Here is a 19,693-nt window from a genome sequence, read left to right as displayed (position 1 = left end):
CCGCTCCGGCTCCGAAAGCCGCTCCGGCTCCCGCTCCGGCTCCGAAAGCTGCTGCTCCTGTTGCTGCAGGCGCTACCACCGTTTCCGCTCCGATGCCTGGTAAAGTTCTGTCCGTTAACGTAAAAGTTGGCGACGCTGTTAAAGCTGGCGACGTTCTGATGATTCTGGAAGCTATGAAGATGCAAAACGAAATCATGGCTCCGGCTGACGGCACCGTTTCTGACGTTCGCGTTTCCGCAGGCCAAACCGTTGGTACCGGCGACGTTATGATCGTTATGTAATCCTTAGTAGATAGGTCGCAATATCTCTAAGTTTTAGTCATTAACCCTGATCTTTGGAAGGCTCCCATCGCAAGGAGCCTTCCCCAAATTGAAAATTGGGAGGATATTAAATGGAAGCATTTATCGTTGCTTTGTCTTCCGTATGGGCAGATTCCGGTTTCTCCGCATTGACCGGCGGCCATGTAATCATGATCTGTGTTGGCTTGATTCTGCTGTATATGGCTATCGGCAAAGGTTTTGAGCCTTTGCTGCTTTCCCCTATCGCGTTTGGCTGCGTTTTGGCTAACATTCCTAAAAATGGCTTTGACGCTCCCGGCGTAATGTCCGTTATCATGTACGGTATTCACCACGAAGTATTCCCGCCGTTGATTTTCTTGGGCGTAGGCGCAATGACCGACTTCGGTCCCTTGATTGCTAACCCTAAGACCCTGCTGTTGGGTGCTGCTGCTCAGGGCGGCGTATTCATCGCTTTGCTGGGCGCTATGCTGTTGGGCTTCTCCGTACAGGAAGCTGCCGCTATCGGTATTATCGGCGGCGCAGACGGCCCGACTTCTATCTATTTGGCTGCTAAGATGGCTCCGCAACTGTTGGGCGCTATCGCCGTTGCCGCATACTCCTATATGTCTCTGGTTCCGCTGATTCAGCCTCCTATTATGATGCTTTGCACCTCCGAGCACGACCGCAAGATTGTTATGCAACAATTGCGCCCTGTTTCTAAGTTCGAAAAGATCGTATTCCCGATCATGTGCACCATCGTAATTTCTTTGCTGTTACCTTCCGTAACCGCATTGATTGGTATGCTGATGTTGGGTAACTTGTTCAAAGAAGCAGGCTGCTTGGATCGTTTGAGCGATACCGCACAAAACGCTTTGATGAACACCGTAACCATTATGTTGGCTACCGGTACTGGCTTGACCATGAGCGCAGAGTCTTTCCTGAACTACCAGACCATCCTGATCATTTGCTTAGGCTTGGTTGCATTCGTAGCAGGTACTGCTATGGGCGCTCTGTTCGGTACTCTGATGTGCAAACTGGACGGCGGCAAGACTAACCCGTTGATCGGTTCCGCAGGCGTATCCGCAGTACCTATGGCTGCTCGTGTATCTCAAAAGGTTGGTCAAAAGTGCAATCCGGCAAACTTCCTGCTGATGCACGCTATGGGCCCGAACGTTGCAGGCGTTATCGGTACTGCAGTTGCTGCTGGTACCATGCTGGCTATGATTGGTCCTGTTGCTAAATAATTTAGTCAAAATTAAGAGCTCACTTTTTAGTGGGCTCTTTTTTGATTGACTGAAAACTTTAGAAATAAAAGGATTTTATGGCCGGTCGCATTGAGCGTGATTTGGAGTTTTGCTATCAGCCATGCTTGAGTGATTAGCTCAATAAATAATGACGCCTGCGCTTTAATGCAGGCGTCATTACTATTTTTGCATATCAGGTATTTTAGATTGTGATTATCTTGAAAAGAAAATAATACTTTTGGTTATATAATTTTAGTAGTCCAATCCTCGATATTCCAAACCTTATCCACCCAGCCCTCGTAAAATTCCGGCTCGTGGGATACCAGCAGTACGCTGCCCTTGAATTCCTTCAGCGCGCGCTGCAATTCCTCTTTGGCGTCTACGTCAAGATGGTTGGTGGGCTCGTCCAGTACCAGCCAGTTAACGTCCTTGAGCATCAGCTTACACAGGCGCACCTTGGCTGCTTCGCCGCCGCTCAGCACGAATACCTTGCTGGTAATATGCTCGTTGGTCAGGCCGCAGCCTGCCAATGCCGCTCGCACTTCGTAGTTGGTCAGGCCGGGATATTCGTTCCACACATCGTCCAGTGCGGTGTTTTCGTTCTTTTCCCGTTCCTCCTGTTCAAAATAACCGGGCTCTAAAAATTCGCCTAATTCAACGCTGCCGTTGACCGGCGGAATAATGCCTAAAATCGTTTTCAGCAGCGTGGTTTTGCCCAAGCCGTTGACGCCGCGGATAGCAATTTTCTGCCCGCGCTCTAAATTGAAGGTAACGGGACGGGTCAAGGGCGTATCGTAGCCCAATACCAAATCCTTGGCTTCCACAATAAAGCGGCTGGGTGTGCGCGCCTCGCGGAATTTAAAGGTAGGCTTAATTTTTTCGCGTGGCTTTTCAATCATTTCCATCTTATCCAGCTTGCGTTGGCGGCTTTTAGCCATATTGGTGGTGGCGACGCGGGCCTTATTGCGGGCGATAAAATCCTCCAGCTTGGCCACCTCCTGCTGCTGGCGCTCGTAGGCGCTTTCCTTCTGCGCCTTGTAGATAGCGTACATTTCCTGGAATTTATCGTAATTGCCGCTGTAGCGGGTCAGCTCGCAGTTTTCCAAATGGTAGATGACGTTGACTACATTATTGAGGAAGGGGACGTCGTGAGAAATAAGAATAAAGGCGTGCTCGTAGTTCTGCAAAAATTTCGTCAGCCATTCGATATGCTCCACGTCCAGATAGTTGGTGGGCTCGTCCAGCAGCAGAATCTTAGAGTTTTGCAGCAGCAGCTTGGTTAATAAAACCTTGCTGCGCTGGCCGCCGGAAAGCTCGCTGACGTCCTTATCCAGACCGATGCTGCCCAAGCCTAAGCCGTTGGCAAATTCTTCAATTTTGCTGTCCAGGGAGTAAAAGCCTGCATGCTCCAGTTCCGTTTGAATTTCGCCGACGGTGTTCATCATTTTATCCATTTCTTCGGGAGCAGCATCGCCCATTTTTTCGTACAGCTCCAGCATTTGCTGTTCCATTTCGTACAGGCTGTCGAAGGCGGTGCGCAGTACCTGGCGGATGGTCATGCCCTTTTCCAAGGTGCTTTGCTGGTCCAGATAGCCTACGGATACCTTGCCAGGCCATTCCACCTTGCCTTCGTCCGGCAGTACGTGACCGGTAACGATGTTTAAAAAGGTGGATTTGCCTTCGCCGTTGGCGCCAACCAGGCCTACATGCTCGCCGCGCAGTAATTTAAAGGAAACGTTTTCCAGAATTTGGCGGCCGCCAAAGGAGTGGGAGACGTTAGTGACATTTAAATAGCTCATGAATAACCTCTTTCGTAAATTTATTTTTCTATATTATACCACAAGGGCATATGTTCTGCTAAGCTCTGCGTTCGCCTGCGGCTCCGCAATCGCTGTGTGCACACATTATACATGATATGAGCCGCGTTGAGAAGCGCCGCGCATTGTCAAGCAGCCGGATATTTGCTATAATGCTAATGATGATCTGGCTTGTGTCGGCTGTCCCGTCGGGGAGGTGGAAGTGTAAATATTTACGAAGCGTTCAGTTTGATGATTGCTTTTGGAATTTTAGTAGCGACCATTATCTTGGCATGTAAGTAAGCTTACATAAAAAGAAAAAGACCGACAGGTCTTTTGTCAGCCTTTTCTTCAAAAACAAGTATCAAAAAGGGAAGAGCTGACAGTGCGACTTGCCAGATCATCTTCTAAAAATATTATAGCAGGCTTGCTTCCATAAGTCAAATGCAAAGGAGAAATGAAAAATGCTGCAAGGAAATAAGAATGATATTGCTAAGCTGCTGCCCTATGTGAGCGGCGATTTGCAGACCGCCTTAAAATATATTGCCGCCACGGATTTCAGCAAGGTTGCCAACGGCGAATATGAAATCGACGGGCGTAAGGTTTTCGCCCGCGTTAATACCTACGCGACGGAGCCGAAGGCGCAGCGCCGTCCGGAAAAGCATAACGAGTATATCGATGTGCAATATGTAGCGCAGGGCAGCGAAACGATTTGGTACACGCCGCTTGACGGCGCTTGCCGGGAAATAGAAAATAAAGCTGAAACCGACGACGTTATTTTTTACGCCGACCCTGAGGAGCGCAACTGCGTCGTATTGCAGGCCGGTGATTTTGCGATTTTCTTTCCCTGGGAGCTGCATCGCCCCAACTGCGCTAACGGCTGCTCAGGCGAAGCCGCGCCGGAGCAGGTGCAGAAGATTGTGGTGAAGGTGAAGGCGGAATAACGCGGCGCAGCTTTGCGCTGGCGCAGCCAATACTTACGCAGAAAAATAATAAAAAACTTGCAAAAAGGTGTTGACAAACGTTGCGCAAAAGATTATAATAACATTCGTGATGTTGAGCAATACTAAAATGTTGGTCAGCAAGTTATATTCCCCGATAGTTCAGCCGGTAGAACACCTGACTGTTAATCAGGGCGTCGTAGGTTCGAGTCCTACTCGGGGAGCCACCACCTGGCCGGTTGGTCAAGCGGTTAAGACACCGCCCTTTCACGGCGGTATCGGGGGTTCGATTCCCCCACCGGTCACCATTCCGGGCGCTTAGCTCAGCTGGGAGAGCGTCTGCCTTACAAGCAGAATGTCAGCGGTTCGATCCCGTTAGCGCCCACCACGCAAATTCAGCACTTCGAGAAATCGGAGTGCTTTTTATTTACATAACACATCAGGCGCTGCGCGCCGTGAAATATAATAGTTATCAACAAAAAGGCTGCGCGCTCAAATATTTGGGCGGCAGCCTATTTTGTCTTTGTAATATTCTTTTCAGGTTGGGGAATCACCGATTCGATGAACGCTTTGACGATGGCCGGATCGAAGTCCAGCCCCGCTTTGTTCTGCAGCTCGATGATGGCTTCGGTGTGTGTCTTTTGCCAGTGCTGCGTGCAGGGGTTAATATTGCGGTCGTAATAATTGGCGACGGCGACGATGCGCGCGCCGATGGGAATGTTCTGACCCTTGAGCCGTTTGGGATAACCGGTGCCGTCCCATTTTTCGTGATGGCAGCGGATGATATCGGTTATATAAGTGAATTCCGGAATATTTTCCAGCATACTGGCCCCGGCGATGCAGTGGCGCTTGTAAATAGACAGCTCGCGGGTGGATAAAAAGGGCAGCTTGGCCAAAATGATATTAGGGACGGAAAGCTGTCCGATATCATGGAGCAGCGCCGCCGTTTTGATTTGCGATACCTCGGAGGCAGGCAGGCCCAGCTTGGCCGCCGTACTGGCAGCATAATTGGCTACCTGCTGGCTGTGCAGGTAGATAGCGCGATTTTTAATTTCCAGCATTTTTAAATAGAAGTCGCAGATTTCTCGTGTCAGACGAATATCTGTGAAATCAAGGCATTGGGGTATGGCAATCATAACGGTTCCCTCAAAATTTATCTAAAATAGCTTATCCGAACAGGTTAGGTATAGTAAGTATATCACTTTTTAGAAAAATATTAAAGCAAAAGCTGCGCGTATCTTGCAAAAAAAAACCTGCCGGAATATAATTAGGTGTACAACTCAGGTCTGTGGTTGCAAGTCGATGCCAGTTGCAGGCGAAACGATCCACGTAAACAGCCGGAAATATGGCTGCGAGCACGGTGCAGCTTAGAGGTAAGTCCTGCCGCAGCGGAATCAGCGACTGCTTGCAAGCTTTTACGGATGCACTCCGAGCAGCTTAGAAGTAAGTCCTGCCGCAGAAAAATTATACGCGAGAGAAGCAGTAGTGGGGAGCGCAAGGCTTAGGAGCGAACCTTCCAGCAGGCGAGTGTGGGGGCGAAGACCAGGTCAGCTGAGTTGTATTTATTTTTATGCCGGTATTTTAATAAAAATTCTTTACCTGCGGGGCAAATCGTTATATAATGTGTGTAGCAAATTAAAGCGTTACATACTGAAAGGGGTAAACGGAAGATGAAAAAACTTTTAATTTTAATGATGGCGGTTATTGCTGCCGTTGCTATGCTGGCCGCAGGCTGCGGCGGCAGCGCGGAAAAGAAGGCTGAGCCTGCCAAGGTGCTGCGCGTAGGCACCGAGCCGACTTTCGCGCCTTTTGAATTCCAAAAAGAGGGCAGCAAGGATTACGACGGCTTTGATATGGATTTGGCCCGCGCTATCGGCAAGCAAATGGGCTACAAAGTAGAGATTGTGAACATGGGCTTCGACGCTTTGATTCCCGCTCTGAATGCAGGCAACATCGATATGGTTGCCGCAGGTATGAGCATCACCGACGAGCGCAAGCAGGCCGTGACTTTCTCCGACCCGTATTATACTTCCGGTTTGATTGTGATGGTCAACAAGGATAATACCGAAGTCAAGGGCATTAAAGATTTAGAAGGCAAACGCATTGCCGCGCAAATCGGCACGACCGGTGAAAACAAAGCCAGAAGCGTCGCAGGCGCTAAAGTAACGGCTTTCAACACCAATACTGAGGCCGCTATGGAGCTGAAAAATAAAGGCGTGGACGCCGTAATTAACGACAGCCCGGTTGTCGGCTACTACCTGGCGCAGGGCGGCAACGCTACCGCTATGACCGTGGGCGAAGTTATGGAAGCCGAAGAGTACGGTCTGGCTGTTAAAAAAGGCAACGACAAGCTGGCCGGAGATATCAACAAGGCTTTGGCTGAGTTGAAGAAGAACGGCGAATATGACAAGATTTACAAAACCTGGTTTGGCGAAGTAAAGAAATAATAATGTCGGTTCACAAGCGGAGCACAGTGTGGTGGAGAATCGCATGTGCTCCGTTGCTGTTTTTTAGCATCTGCGGATGCTGTAAATAAAAAATATATAAAAAATGAGGGGGACTCACACATGAAAAAGGTATTGGTATTTTTAATGACGGCAATTATGGCCTGCAGCCTGCTCTTGACCGGCTGCGGCGGCGAAGAAAAGAAGGCTGAGCCGGCTAAGGTGCTGCGCGTAGGCACGGAGCCTGCCTTTGCGCCCTTTGAATTTCCTAAAGAGGGCAGCAGCGAGCTGACAGGCTTCGACGTAGAGCTGATTCAAGCCATTGGCAAACAGCTGGGTTATAAAGTAGAAATCAGCGGCATGGGCTTCGACGCTTTAATTCCGGCGCTGAACGCAGGCAATATCGACGCGGCTATCGCCGGTATGACCATTACCGACGAGCGTAAAAAAGCCGTAACCTTCAGCGACCCTTATTACACCTCCGGACTTATCGTGATGGTGAAAAAGGATAACGCCGACGTTAAATCCATCGACGATTTGAAGGGTAAGCGCATTGCGGCGCAAATCGGTACCACCGGCGAAATGAAGGCCAGAAGTGTGGAAGGCGCAACCGTTACTACCTTTAATACTCAGGACGAGGCTGCGTTGGAGCTGAAAAACGGCGGCGTGGACGCCGTTATCGGCGATTTGCCGGTAATGGAATATTATCTGGCTAAGGGCGGCGATAAATTCGCTATGACCGTGGGCGAAAAAATGGAAGCCGAGCAGTACGGCATCGCTGTGAAGAAGGACAGCAAGCTGGCCGCCGAGCTGAACAAGGGTATGGATGAGCTGAAGAAAAGCGGCGAATTCGATAAGCTGTATAAGAAATGGTTTGGGGAGGCTAAAAAATAAGCCTGCCATATTTTGGGGCTTGAGCAAATTAAAAGCTGTTAGAACCCTGTCAAAGAAGGGATTGGGAGAATTATGGATTTGAATTTTGATTTAATGGCGCGTTCCTTCCCGCTGCTGCTGGCCGGCGCCGGTATTACGGTGGAAATTACGGCCATGAGCGTAACGCTGGGCCTGTGCATTGGCTGTCTTGTGGGCATCGCCCGTTTGTGTTCCGTTAAGCCGTTGCGTTATCTTGCGAATGTTTATGTTGATTTTATCCGCGGCACGCCGCTTTTGGTGCAAATCTTTTTGGTGTACTTCGCTTTGCCGGGCCTTACCGGCAGCCGTGTGGACCCATATTTTGCGGCCATTTCCGCCTGCTCCATCAACAGCGGCGCTTATATTGCCGAAATCTTCCGCGCCGGCATTCAATCCATCGACAAGGGTCAGATGGAAGCGGGCCGCAGTCTGGGCATGAGCTGGTCCCAGACCATGCGCTACATTATTATGCCCCAGGCATTCAAGCGTATCATTCCGCCGCTGGGCAATGAGTTTATCGCCATGCTGAAGGATTCGTCCCTGGTATCCGTCATTGGCTTTGAGGAGCTGACCCGCCGCGGCCAGCTGATTATCGCGCGTACCTACGCTTCCTTTGAAATTTGGATGGCAGTAGCGATCATCTACCTGATTATGACCTTTGCGGTTGCAAGATTGGTAGGCGTTTTGGAGCGGAGGTATGATACGAAATGAGCAAGACTATGATTCAAATTACCGATTTGCATAAAAGTTTCGGCGACCTGGAGGTACTGCGCGGCGTCAACCTGAATATCGCCGAAAAGGAAGTAGTTGTTATCATCGGGCCGTCGGGCAGCGGCAAGAGTACGCTTTTGCGCTGCATCAATTATCTGGAGGAGCCTACTGGCGGCAGCATCGTCATCGACGGCATTCCGCTGACCGGCGAAGCCAATATTAACGAAATCCGCAAGGAAGTAGGCATGGTGTTCCAGCGCTTTAATCTGTTCCCGCATATGACGGTGCTGCAGAACCTGATGCTGGCGCCCATGAAGGTGCGCGGCATAGCTAAGGACGAGGCTGAACAAACTGCGCGTACCTATCTGAAAAAGGTCGGGCTGGAGGATAAGGCCAACAGCTATCCCGAACAGCTCAGCGGCGGCCAGCAGCAGCGCGTAGCCATCGCCCGCGCCTTGTGCATGAAGCCTAAGGCCCTGCTCTTCGACGAGCCTACCAGCGCTTTGGACCCGGAAATGGTTAACGAAGTATTGGACGTTATGAAGGAGCTGGCTAACGAAGGCATGACCATGGCCGTAGTGACCCACGAAATGGGCTTTGCCCGCGAGGTAGGCGACAGGGTGGTCTTTGTGGACGGCGGCGTTATCCAGGAGGAGGGCACGCCGGAGGAAATCTTCCAGCATGCCAAATGCGAGCGCACCAAGAGCTTCCTGTCCAAAATTTTATAAACTGCCAGTTATGTAACACTTTCTCGACATTTCACGAAAAAGTCACGCAAGAATGATAAATGCAGCAGGAGTTTTGCCCTGAATAGCGAAATATATAAGCAAAGGGATAAAGCCTAACCCTTGATAGAAAATGGTAGCGCAGACGGCAGCGGCTGGCTGTGACATACCAAAGGAGGCATGAATTATGAGCGTAAACGTAAAAGGCAGAAACATTGACGTAACTCCGGCATTGAGAGAATATGTGGAGAAAAAAATTACGAAGGTTACGCGGCAATTTAAGACCGTTGGTGATATTTCTGCGGTACTGAAGGTTGAGAAAGGCAATCATATTGTGGAAATTACCGTTCCTGCCAGCGGTATCTTGCTGAGAGCGCAGGAAACTACGAAGGACATGTATTCCTCCATCGATTTGGTAGTGGAAAAGATTGAGCGTCAAATCCATAAATATAAAACTCGTCTGATGAAGAGAAAATATTCCAACTTTGCAGATCCTGCTCCGGCAGCAGTTTCCGCAGCTGAGGCGGACGACGGTGAATTCCAGATTATTAAAAACAAGCATTTCACGATGCACCCTATGACCCCGGAAGAAGCAATTTTGCAGATGAACCTGTTGAATCATGATTTCTTCGTATTCTTCGATCCCGATCTGGGCAGCGCTTGCGTAGTTTATCGCCGCAAGGATGGCAAGTACGGCTTGCTGAGCCCAGAATTAAAATAAGTTTCTGACAGCTGAATTTAGCGGCAGGCGCTTGCGAGCGTCTGCCGCTTTTATGTGCGTAGGAAAATATGCGAATTAACGATGCAGGATATATGTTTTTCCTTAAAACAGAATAGGCAAAGCGCAGAATAATTTGACGTAAACTTCACAAAAAAAGCTAAGGAAAAGCCCTTAGCTTTTTTGCTTTTTAGGACTCTTTCTGCTATAATTTAAAATTAGGTGTATAATATTTTCTTTGCACATAAATTTAAGGAGTGATCGTGTTGCTCGAAGGTATTTTGAAGAAAATTTTTGGTGATCCCAACGAGAAGGAATTAAAAAATATTCGCGTTATCGTAGATAAGATCAATAGTTTGGAAAAGGAAATGTCCTCGTTAAGCTCCGCTAATCTGGCGGCTAAGACTGCTGAATTTAAAGTTCGTCTGCAAAAGGGCGAAACTTTGGACGATATTCTGCCGGAGGCTTTTGCCGTTGTCCGCGAGGCGTCCAAGCGCGTTACCGGTATGCGCCATTTCGACGTGCAGCTGATTGGCGGCGTGGTGCTGCACCGCGGCAAAATTTCCGAGATGCGCACCGGCGAAGGCAAAACGCTGGTAGCTACGCTGCCCGTATATTTGAACGCTTTGACCGGCAAGGGCGTGCATGTTGTAACCGTCAACGATTATCTGGCTCGCCGCGACAGCCAGGATATGGGCCGCATCTATAAGTTTTTGGGTTTGTCCGTGGGCCTGATAGTTCACGATATGGATTTCCCTGACCGCAAGGCCGCTTACGCTGCGGACGTTACCTATGGTACGAATAACGAATTCGGCTTCGACTATCTGCGCGATAATATGGTAGTCGACGAGAACCAAATGGTACAGCGGGAGCTGAATTACTGCATCGTCGACGAGGTGGACAGCATTTTGATCGACGAGGCCCGTACGCCGCTGATTATTTCCGGCCCCGGCGAAAAATCCACCGACCTGTATCAGGTGCTGGCTAAGGTAGTCGCGCAGATGAACGAGGGCGAGGACTATACCGTGGACGAAAAGCAGAAGCAGGTTGCGCCGACGGAGGTTGGTATCGCAAAAGCCGAAAAAATGCTGGGTATCGCCAACCTGTACGACAACGAGCACGGCGTGGACTATTCCCACCAGATTATGTGCGCTTTGAAGGCCAAGGCTTTGATGCACCGCGACCGCGATTATGTGGTGAAGGACGGGCAGGTTATTATCGTCGACGAATTCACCGGCCGTTTGATGTTTGGCCGCCGCTTTTCCGAGGGCCTGCATCAGGCTATCGAAGCTAAGGAGGGCGTAAAGGTAGAACGCGAAAGCCAGACTTTGGCTACTATTACTTTCCAGAATTACTTCCGTATGTATAAAAAGCTGGCCGGTATGACCGGTACGGCGAAAACCGAGGAGCAGGAGTTCCAGAAAATTTACAATCTGAGCGTTGTGGTGGTGCCGACTAACAAACCCATGATTCGTGTCGACTATCCCGACGTTATTTATAAAACCCGTTTGGCTAAATATAAAGCTGCGGCCAACGAAATCGAGGAATGTCATAAGTCCGGCCGTCCGGTTCTGGTAGGCACTACTTCTATCGCGCAGTCCGAGGAGCTGAGCGCTATGCTCAAGCGCCGCGGCATTCCTCATAATGTGCTGAACGCTAAATACCATGAAAAGGAAGCGGAAATTATCGCTTTGGCCGGTCAGTACGGCGCCGTTACCATTGCCACCAATATGGCGGGGCGCGGTACGGATATTGTGCTGGGCGAAGGCGTGCCCGAGCTGGGCGGCCTGCATATTATCGGTACGGAGCGCCATGAAAGCCGCCGTATAGATAACCAACTGCGCGGTCGCTGCGCCCGTCAGGGCGATCCTGGTTCCTCTAAGTTCTTCCTGAGCCTGGAGGACGATTTGATGCGTTTGTTCGGTAGCGACAGCATTGCCGGTATTATGGATAAGCTGGGCATGGAGGACGACGAGCCTATCGAACACAGCCTGGTAACTAAGTCCATCGAGAATGCGCAGAAGAAGGTGGAAGCGCGTAACTTCAGCATTCGTAAGCATGTACTGGAATACGATGACGTTATGAATCAGCAGCGCGAGGTTATTTACGCCCAGCGCAAGAAGATTCTGCATCAGGAGGATTTGAGCGGCAACATCAAAGAGATGGTGGAAAAGGTTGTGGACCGTACCATGGCTATGTACGCGCCGCCGGAGGTTTATTCCGAGGATTGGGATTTGAAGGCGTTAATAGCTTACGCGGAGGAATTTTACGCTCCCCGCGGCCTCTTGACCGTGGAATATTTGCAGAATTTGAGCCGCGAAGAGCTGGACGAATACCTGCATAAGGTAGCGGCAGACTACTATCAGGAGCGTGAGGACGCCATTGGGCCTGAACTGATGCGCGAGCTGGAGAATCTGGTTATGCTCAAGGTTGTGGACAATCACTGGATGGAGCATCTGGACGCTATGGATATGCTGCGCGAGGGCGTGGGCCTGCGCGCTTACGGTCAGAAGGACCCGCTGGTGGAATATAAATTTGAAGCCTACGATATGTTCGAGGCTATGATCGACGCTATTCAGGACGATGTGGTGCGTTACATTTATCATGTGAACGTAATTACCCAGCCTCAGGTTGATGATAGGCTTGAAGGGGCTAAGGAGCAGGGCGCCCCTGAAGTTTAAGTTTATGTCGCCCATAAGCAGGCATCTACTTCGTCATGGCTCCTAGAAGTACTAATTATACGCCGTCGTCGCCGCTTCTCGTATCTGCACCATTTCTTGACGGCTTTGAGATATATTGAGAGTTTACATTACACTTTTAAAATAACTAAATTTGCTAACGAAAGGTTGTGAAGAATTTTGTTGATTGAAGAATACAAACCCGAAATCGTCAACTTACAAGCAAAATTAGAGGAAATGAGGGGATCTCTTTGACATCGCTGTCAAGGAGGACCGCATTGCCGAATTAGAGCATAAAATGGGCGACCCAACTTTTTGGGACGACCCGGAAAAGGCGCAGAAAACTGCGCAGGACGTTAACGCTTTAAAAGAAGAGGTCGACGGCTTTCACAAGTTGAGCGCCAGCATCGACGATTTGGAGGCTTTGCAGGAGATGGCCGCCGAGGAGCATGACGAAAGCCTGCTGCCGGAAATGGACGAGCTGCTGGAGCAATGCCGCGCCGAGCTGGAGCATTTGGAGCTGGGCATGCTGCTGAGCGGCGAGTACGACGGCAACAACGCTATTTTAACGCTGCACGCAGGCGCAGGCGGCACCGAAGCGCAGGACTGGACCAGTATGCTGCTGCGCATGTTCACCCGCTTTGCCGAGCAGAACGGCTTTGCACTGGAAATGCTGGACTATCAGCCGGGCGACGAGGCCGGCGTTAAGAGCGCTACGATTCAGGTTAACGGGCATAATGCCTACGGCTTTTTGAAGTCGGAAAAGGGCGTACACCGTTTAGTGCGCATTTCTCCGTTTGACGCCAACGCGCGCCGTCACACCTCCTTCGCCGCTGTGGACGTTATGCCGGAGCTGGACGATACGGTAGAGGTTAATATCAATATGGACGAGGTGCGTGTGGATACCTACCGCGCCAGCGGCGCCGGCGGCCAGCACGTTAATAAAACGTCCTCCGCAGTGCGCATGACCCACGAACCTACGGGCATTGTGGTGCAGTGCCAGAACGAGCGTTCCCAGATTCAGAACCGCGAGCGCTGCCTGCAGATGCTACGCGCTAAACTGTACGAATATGAAAAAGCTAAGCAGGACGCTTTAGTCAGCGATCTGGCGGGCGATTATCAGAATATCGAATGGGGCAGCCAGATTCGTTCCTATGTGTTCCAGCCCTATACCATGGTTAAGGATCATCGTACCGGCTGTGAAACCGGTAATATTCAGGCTGTGATGGACGGCGATTTGATGCCCTTTGTGGAAGCCTATCTGCGCAGCAAGCAGAAGAAGATTTGACAGGCAAGAAATGAGTGCAGGTGAATTTAATGAAAAACCGCTATAATCCTGTGCTGCTGGCCGTGATTGTCATCGGTTTAGCGTGGGCTTTGTGGCTCAACTGGAACCGCCATCAGGTGGAGCAGGCAAATAATACGGTGGAAATGGCCATGGAATACGAAGGGCTGCGCAAGGTAGCCGCGTTGGAGGGTTTGCCGGAGGAAGAGGTGCTGCTGCAGTTTAAGGAGGCAGGCATCAATTCCCTGATGATTTTTGATACTACGCTGGAGCGTCTGACAAAGAAGGGCGAAATTCAGACGGCGACGGGCGGCGAGCTGCGGCAGGCAGCCAGCCTGGGCGCCGATAAGGGCGTGTTCGCTCATATTGCGCCGCAGGCTCTGCAGGAGAACGCCGCTTATGTGGCCGCAGGTAATAATCCGGCTGTGCTGTCCGATGTGGAGGAGGATCTCCTGCTGCGTTACGGTAAGGAGCGCGTGTCTGCGGTCAGCGCCCAGCCGCGCATTATCCGCGTTTTGGGCAGTACGGAGCTTTTGCCTGAGGACAAGTACGACGAGCCTTTAGGGCTGCTGCAGGCTCCTTTGGGCCTGCCGGTGCGCGATATGCAAAAGGTGTCTGCCCTGGGCTTTAAGGTTATCGTGCGTCCGCAGAATTATGTGGGCGTGAATGAAGCTCAAATCGACAGCATTTTTGCGCGTATTCAAAAAGCAGGCGTCAAGGTACACGCCTATATGCCCTGCGGTAAGGAAACCGTAGGTTATCCTGATAAGCTGGAATATTTAGGACAGAAAATGCAGGATAATAAGATGAAGCTGGTGATGCTGGAGCACTATACCCAGTTGCGCTTTGCTCAAATTGACGGACTGATTCCACTGTCCGAATTTAATAAATATTATGCGGCGCGGTCCTATGTGATCGACGCTTTGGAGCAAAAGAAAATCGGCGTTGATACGGCTTTGCGCCGTTGGGCGCTGACCGACGAGGAGCGCAATATCCGCGTCAACTATATCCGCCCCTTCCTGCTGCCGGTGAAGGGCGAGGATATAATGCAGGTTAACCTGCATTATGTAAGGGGTATCAAGGAAAGCGTAGAAGCCCGCGGCTTTGCTATTGGCGAGGCAGGCGTTTTTGCTGCTGCCGGACAGGACGGCTATACGCCTTATTTCCCCGCTAAAAGCGATTTTATTCCCATAGCTGCGGCTATTATTGCCGGCGTAACGCTGTATTTGGCGCTGCTGTTCGGCATGAGCGGCACCAAGCAGCTGGCTCTGTGGGGCGCGTTGTCCCTGGCCTGTACCGGAGTGCTGCTGCTGGGACGAGGCCTGCTTTTGCGGCAGCTGTTGGGCTTGGCGGCGGCCAGCGTATTCCCTGTGCTGTCCATGAGCGTTATCTTTGGCATTTGGGAAGCCAATAAAAATAAAGTCAGCAGTTTGCTGGCGATTATTTGGAAGGCGGTATGGCAGCTGGCTTTGGCCGTCGTACTTTCCTTGGTGGGAGCGGCATTTTTATCCGCTATTTTGGCCGACAGCCGCTTCTTGCTGGAAATCGATATTTATCGCGGCGTTAAGCTGACCTTTATTCTGCCGGTGCTGTTGACGGCCATTCTGTTCATTGCCCGTTACGATTTGCTGCAGGTGGTGGGCAAGGGCCTGAAGCTCTTGCTGGCGCGGCTCAACGGCCTGCTGGATACGGACCTGACCTTTAAGCATGTGGCCGTATTATTTGTTTTACTGTTCGTGGCCTTTTATTTCGTGGGTCGCAGCGGCCATACGGGCGGCGTGCCCGTGCCTGCCATCGAGCTGAAAATGCGCGCCTTTTTAGAACAGGTTATGTATGCGCGTCCCCGCGAAAAGGAATTTATGATCGGCCATCCGGCTTTCTTCCTGACGGTGCTGGCTGTGTACCGCTGCGCGCCGCGCTGGTGGCAGTTTGTTCTGGCGTGCGGCGCCGTTATTGGCCAGGGAAGTCTGGTGCAGACCTTCTGCCATATGCGTACTCCTGTGTTCATGAGCTTGATGCGCGCCGTTGACGGTTACGCTGTGGGCGTGGCCTTTGGCATTGCCGGCGTACTGATTATCAGCCTGCTGTGGTCTGTTTGGAAGAATTGGCAAAGGAGCTGTCTGAAGCAATGAGTAAGATCGTGATTTCCGGATACTACGGATTTGCTAACGCCGGAGACGAGGCTATGCTGACCGCGATCATTAAAGCTTTGCGCAGTACGGAAAATTCTGTCGGGCTGACGGTTATATCGGGCAATCCCCAGGTTACGGCAGCCAGATATAAAGTGAATTCCATTCATCGTTTTAATCCCTGGGAAATTTTAACGGCCCTGCGGAGCTGCGACCTGCTTTTGAGCGGCGGCGGCAGCCTACTGCAGGACGTTACCAGTAAGCGCAGCTTATTGTACTATTTATCTATTTTGGCTTTAGGACTGCTGTTGGGCAAGCGGGTGATGCTCTTTGCCCAGGGCATCGGCCCCATTCACAGCCGTTTGCTGCGCAAGCTGACGCAGGCTGTGTGCAGCCGTGTGGATTTGATTACGGTACGGGACCAGGATTCGCTGTACGAGCTGCGGCGTATCGGTATTCCTGCCGAAAAGGTGCAGCTGACTGCCGACGCCGTGCTGACGCTGCCGCCGGAGGGCCCGGAGCAGGGCAAGCGTCTTTTGCAGGAATTTAAGGTGCCGCAGGATAAAATGTTGCTTGCCATTTCCGTGCGCAAATGGCAGGACGACGACCGCTATCTTTTGGAGCTGGCCAAGGCGGCGGACTCTTTAAGCGAGGAATTCGGCGCGCATGTGGTGCTGCTGCCCCTGCAGTATCCCGTGGATGTGGAGGCCTGCACCCGTTTGCAGCATTTTATGGTGCATAAGGATAATAGTACGGTGTTGACGGCCGATTGCGATACGGAGCAATTTTTGTCCTTGATGGGCAATTTTGATTTGCTGATAGGGATGCGGCTGCATGCGCTGATTTTTGCTGCCGTAATGGAGCTGCCCTTTGCGGCGGTGTCTTATGACCCCAAAATCGACGGCTTTGTGAAGGATATCAATGGGCTGACGGCAGGCAGGGTAGAAAGCCTGCAGGCGGCGCAGGTGGTCGCGGCGGCTAAACAGGCGCTGAGCCGCGGGTACTGCGGCGACACGCTGCAAAAGCTGCGGGCAAAGGCTATGCTCAACGCCAAGCAGGCGCTGGCTTTGCTGACGAAAGGAGATTGAAGGCATGCTGATAATGACGGATGTGAGCAAGGTGTACCCCAGCGGGTCCGTAGCCTTGCAGGATGTCAATGTACATATAGAACCAGGCGAATTTGTTTTTGTTGTCGGGCCCAGCGGCGCCGGTAAATCTACCTTTATCAAAATGCTGTTCCGTGAGGTTTTGCCTACTACGGGCAGCATTTTTGTCAATGGCACGGATATTATGGCGCTGACGCCTAAGGAAATTCCCTATATGCGGCGTCAGCTGGGCATTATCTTTCAGGATTACCGCCTGCTGCCCGACCGCACGGTTTATGAAAACGTGGCTTTCGCCATGCAGGTAATCGAAGCGCCGCACCGCAAAATAAAGCGGCAGGTTTTAAACGTGCTGGATTTAGTAGGCCTGCGCCATCGCTCCGACGCCTATCCCAACGAGCTGAGCGGCGGCGAGCAGCAGCGCATCGCTATTGCCAGGGCTATAGTCAACGACCCGCTGCTGGTTATTGCCGACGAGCCGACGGGGAATCTGGACCCGGAAACCAGCTGGGATATTATGGAAATCTTTAAGGAAATCAACGCTACCGGCACGACCATCGTCATGGCTACCCATGATAAGGAGGTAGTGGACGCTATGGGCAAGCGGGTTATCGCTATCGAAAAGGGACGTATTGTGCGCGACGAACACGAAGGAGTTTACGGCTATGAGCTTTAGTACGAAGGAATATTTTATCAAGGAGACGTATAAATCCATTCGTCGCAACGGTTTTATGAGCTTCGCTTCCATTTCCACTGTGGCCGTGTCCCTGCTGGTTTTGGGAATGTTCCTGCTGATTTTTTTGAATACTAATAATCTGGCGAAATATCTGGAAAGCCAGGTGCAGGTATCCGTGTATATGCAGGACGACGCTGCCGCCGACGAGCTGACGAGCGTCAGAGAGCAGCTGCAGAAAATGCCCGGTGTGGTTAAGGTAACGCCCATCAGCAAGGAGCAGGCCTTAGAGCGCTTTAAGGAGCGCCTGGGCGACCAGGAGCAGCTGCTCAACAGTTTGGGCAAGGACAACCCTTTTCCCAATTCCTTTGACGTACAGGTGGATAGCCCGGAGCGGATTAAGACGATTACGCCGCTGATAGGCCAGCTGCCCAAGGTGGAGACGGCTAAGTTCGGGCAGGAGGTAGTGGAGCATTTGTTCCAGCTGACGAGAATTCTGCGCTTTGGCGGCGTGGTGCTGATTATCTTTTTGGCCATGGCCACGCTGTTCATTATCAGTAATACCATTCGCCTGACGGTTTTTGCCCGGCGCAAGGAAGTAGTAATTATGAAATATGTGGGCGCAACGGACTGGTTCATTCGCTGGCCCTTTTTGCTGGAGGGCATGACGCTGGGCTTTTTCGGCGCTGTTCTGGCGTCGTTCTTTATCAACAGTATTTATTCGGCGCTGCTGGACCGCATTCACGCTACGCTGGCCTTTCTGCCGCTGCTGCCGCCTTCCCCGCTGCTGGGTTATGTGACGCTGTTTTTGCTGGCGGCAGGCACGGGCATCGGCGCGCTGGGCAGCTATATTTCCCTGCGCAAGTTTTTGCGCGTTTAAAGGGAGGCCGGGTATATGCGTAAAAAATACTTGGCGCATGCTGCGCTGGCCTTGCTTCTGGCGCTGCTGCCTGTTTACGGGGCCTGGTGCCTGGCTGACGCGGCGGACGATAAGCGGGCGGAGCTGAGCTCGGTGCAGGCGCAGATGCAGGAAATGCAGGTGCGCAAGGAGGCGGCGCGCCAGCGCGCGGAGGCTGCTAACGCCGAATTGCAGAATATTATGGGCGACCTTAACGATTTGCAGGGACGCACTAACGAGCTGCGGAAAAAGCGCGACGGGCTGCAGCAAATTATCGACGAAAATCAGGCGCAGCTGGCGAAAAAGAAACAGGAGCAAGAGCGGCGTCTGGAGGTTTACCGCAAACGCTTGCGGGCTATTTATATCAACGGTCAGATAAATTATCTGGACGTGCTTTTAGGCGCGAAGGACTTCAGCGATTTTTCCTCACGCATGTATTTGCTGCAAAAAATTATCAGCAGCGATATAGAGCTTTTGGAGCAGCTGAAAAAGGATGAAGAAGAAATCAATACCCGTCAGACGCAGCTGGAAGCTTCCATGAAGGAGATTAAGGCCGCCGAGGCGGAGCTGGAAAATAAAACCGCCAGGGTCAATAAGCTGAAAGAACAGCGCGCGCATATTTTGTATGCGGCGCAGGAGGAAGAGCAGCAAAGCCAGTACGAATACGATCGTTTATTGGCGATCAGCGAAAATATCGCGGCTATGCTGCGTAATATGGAAGCCAGCGGCGGCGGAGCGGCTGCCGACAGCGGTGGCACCGGACGCTTTATGTGGCCCTGCCGCGGCGAAATTACTTCGTATTACGGCTGGCGCACCCATCCTATTTTTGGCACGACTAAATATCACAGCGGTATGGATATTGCCGTGGATTACGGCACGCCGATTTATGCCGCCGATTCCGGTACCGTAGTGTACAGCGGCTGGCTGGGCGGTTACGGCTACTGCGTCATGATTGATCATGGCGGCGGTCTGGTAACGCTGTATGGTCATAATCAGGGCTTGAATGTCAACGAAGGCCAGTATGTAAACAAGGGCACAGTTATTGCCTATGCGGGCAGTACTGGCTATTCCACCGGACCCCATTGCCACTTTGAGGTGCGCCTGCACGGCGAGGTGACGGAGCCCTTGGATTACTTACCTTAATAAAAGTGGAGGCGC

The 19,693-nt window shown here is 51.5% G+C and carries 18 protein-coding genes and 3 tRNA genes; 19 read left to right on the top strand and 2 right to left on the bottom strand.

The features are described from left to right. The coding region (locus tag Q4E64_RS01540; RefSeq protein ID WP_303165899.1) for a biotin/lipoyl-containing protein at nt 1-281 on the top strand (281 nt) is incomplete at its 5' end. 110 nt (nt 282-391) lie between these two features. Continuing rightward, a complete protein-coding gene (locus tag Q4E64_RS01535) occupies nt 392-1,522 on the top strand; it encodes a sodium ion-translocating decarboxylase subunit beta (RefSeq protein WP_303165898.1) in 1,131 nt (376 codons plus the stop codon). Between the two features lie 242 nt (nt 1,523-1,764). On the opposite strand, the gene Q4E64_RS01530 is transcribed toward Q4E64_RS01535, so the two are convergent. Then, on the bottom strand, nt 1,765-3,321 hold the full coding sequence (locus tag Q4E64_RS01530; RefSeq protein ID WP_303165897.1) for an ABC-F family ATP-binding cassette domain-containing protein: 1,557 nt from the start codon (nt 3,319-3,321) through the stop codon (nt 1,765-1,767). A 189-nt stretch (nt 3,322-3,510) separates the two neighbouring features. Here Q4E64_RS01530 and Q4E64_RS11415 point away from each other — a divergent pair, with 189 nt between their 5' ends. The 5 genes from Q4E64_RS11415 to Q4E64_RS01510 all read left to right on the top strand — a co-directional run bounded on the left by Q4E64_RS11415 (nt 3,511) and on the right by Q4E64_RS01510 (nt 4,647). Beyond that, complete coding sequence (locus tag Q4E64_RS11415; RefSeq protein WP_368501471.1) at nt 3,511-3,621, top strand: putative holin-like toxin; 111 nt, start codon at nt 3,511-3,513, stop codon at nt 3,619-3,621. A 161-nt stretch (nt 3,622-3,782) separates the two neighbouring features. After that, nucleotides 3,783-4,262: a YhcH/YjgK/YiaL family protein gene (locus Q4E64_RS01525; RefSeq protein ID WP_303165896.1), complete on the top strand. Its 480-nt coding sequence runs from the start codon at nt 3,783-3,785 to the stop codon at nt 4,260-4,262. A gap of 148 nt (nt 4,263-4,410) precedes the next feature. Beyond that, nucleotides 4,411-4,486 (top strand) — tRNA-Asn (locus Q4E64_RS01520). 6 nt (nt 4,487-4,492) lie between these two features. Next, nucleotides 4,493-4,567: transfer RNA gene (locus Q4E64_RS01515), tRNA-Glu, on the top strand. 4 nt (nt 4,568-4,571) lie between these two features. After that, nucleotides 4,572-4,647, top strand: a tRNA-Val gene (locus tag Q4E64_RS01510). A 124-nt stretch (nt 4,648-4,771) separates the two neighbouring features. Here Q4E64_RS01510 and Q4E64_RS01505 read toward each other — a convergent pair. Then, entirely contained in the window at nt 4,772-5,395 is a 624-nt protein-coding gene (locus Q4E64_RS01505) for an HD-GYP domain-containing protein (protein WP_303165895.1), read from the bottom strand. Nucleotides 5,396-5,929: 534 nt separating this feature from the next. Between Q4E64_RS01505 and Q4E64_RS01500 the strand changes: the two genes are divergently transcribed. The 12 genes from Q4E64_RS01500 to Q4E64_RS01445 all read left to right on the top strand — a co-directional run bounded on the left by Q4E64_RS01500 (nt 5,930) and on the right by Q4E64_RS01445 (nt 19,678). Then, entirely contained in the window at nt 5,930-6,706 is a 777-nt protein-coding gene (locus Q4E64_RS01500) for a basic amino acid ABC transporter substrate-binding protein (protein WP_303165894.1), read from the top strand. A gap of 120 nt (nt 6,707-6,826) precedes the next feature. After that, nucleotides 6,827-7,597, top strand: coding sequence for a basic amino acid ABC transporter substrate-binding protein (locus Q4E64_RS01495; protein ID WP_303165893.1), 771 nt, complete (start codon nt 6,827-6,829; stop codon nt 7,595-7,597). Between the two features lie 72 nt (nt 7,598-7,669). Further along, a complete protein-coding gene (locus Q4E64_RS01490) occupies nt 7,670-8,326 on the top strand; it encodes an amino acid ABC transporter permease (protein ID WP_303165892.1) in 657 nt (218 codons plus the stop codon). Between the two features lie 8 nt (nt 8,327-8,334). Then, nucleotides 8,335-9,054 (top strand): amino acid ABC transporter ATP-binding protein, encoded by a 720-nt coding sequence (locus Q4E64_RS01485; RefSeq protein WP_368501478.1) that lies wholly within the window; start codon nt 8,335-8,337, stop codon nt 9,052-9,054. Between the two features lie 184 nt (nt 9,055-9,238). Beyond that, nucleotides 9,239-9,772: a ribosome-associated translation inhibitor RaiA gene (gene raiA, locus Q4E64_RS01480; protein WP_303165890.1), complete on the top strand. Its 534-nt coding sequence runs from the start codon at nt 9,239-9,241 to the stop codon at nt 9,770-9,772. Nucleotides 9,773-10,035: 263 nt separating this feature from the next. Continuing rightward, complete coding sequence (gene secA / locus Q4E64_RS01475; RefSeq protein ID WP_368501470.1) at nt 10,036-12,450, top strand: preprotein translocase subunit SecA; 2,415 nt, start codon at nt 10,036-10,038, stop codon at nt 12,448-12,450. Between the two features lie 180 nt (nt 12,451-12,630). Beyond that, a protein-coding gene (gene prfB / locus Q4E64_RS01470; protein WP_368501477.1) for a peptide chain release factor 2 occupies nt 12,631-13,735 on the top strand; the annotation gives its coding sequence in 2 pieces (ribosomal slippage) (nt 12,631-12,699 and nt 12,701-13,735; 1,104 coding nt in all). 29 nt (nt 13,736-13,764) lie between these two features. After that, nucleotides 13,765-15,864: a DUF5693 family protein gene (locus Q4E64_RS01465; RefSeq protein ID WP_303165887.1), complete on the top strand. Its 2,100-nt coding sequence runs from the start codon at nt 13,765-13,767 to the stop codon at nt 15,862-15,864. Continuing rightward, nucleotides 15,861-16,949 carry a polysaccharide pyruvyl transferase CsaB gene (gene csaB / locus Q4E64_RS01460; protein ID WP_303165886.1) on the top strand — a complete coding sequence of 363 codons (1,089 nt, stop codon included), beginning with the start codon at nt 15,861-15,863 and terminating at the stop codon, nt 16,947-16,949. The genes Q4E64_RS01465 and csaB overlap by 4 nt, the downstream gene beginning before the upstream one ends. A gap of 4 nt (nt 16,950-16,953) precedes the next feature. Further along, a complete protein-coding gene (gene ftsE, locus Q4E64_RS01455) occupies nt 16,954-17,640 on the top strand; it encodes a cell division ATP-binding protein FtsE (RefSeq protein WP_303165885.1) in 687 nt (228 codons plus the stop codon). After that, entirely contained in the window at nt 17,630-18,517 is an 888-nt protein-coding gene (gene ftsX, locus Q4E64_RS01450) for a permease-like cell division protein FtsX (RefSeq protein ID WP_303165884.1), read from the top strand. The genes ftsE and ftsX overlap by 11 nt, the downstream gene beginning before the upstream one ends. 15 nt (nt 18,518-18,532) lie before the next feature. After that, the gene (locus Q4E64_RS01445; RefSeq protein ID WP_303165883.1) at nt 18,533-19,678 is read left to right on the top strand and encodes a murein hydrolase activator EnvC; all 1,146 of its coding nucleotides are present in this window, start codon (nt 18,533-18,535) and stop codon (nt 19,676-19,678) included. Nucleotides 19,679-19,693 lie beyond the last annotated feature (15 nt).

The sequence above is a fragment of the Phascolarctobacterium sp. genome (assembly GCF_030531065.1).
In the GTDB taxonomy this organism is placed as follows: Bacteria; Bacillota; Negativicutes; order Acidaminococcales; family Acidaminococcaceae; genus Phascolarctobacterium_A.
The sequence above is the reverse complement of the archived record's forward strand: the minus strand, read 5'-3'. Positions and strand labels throughout refer to the sequence as shown.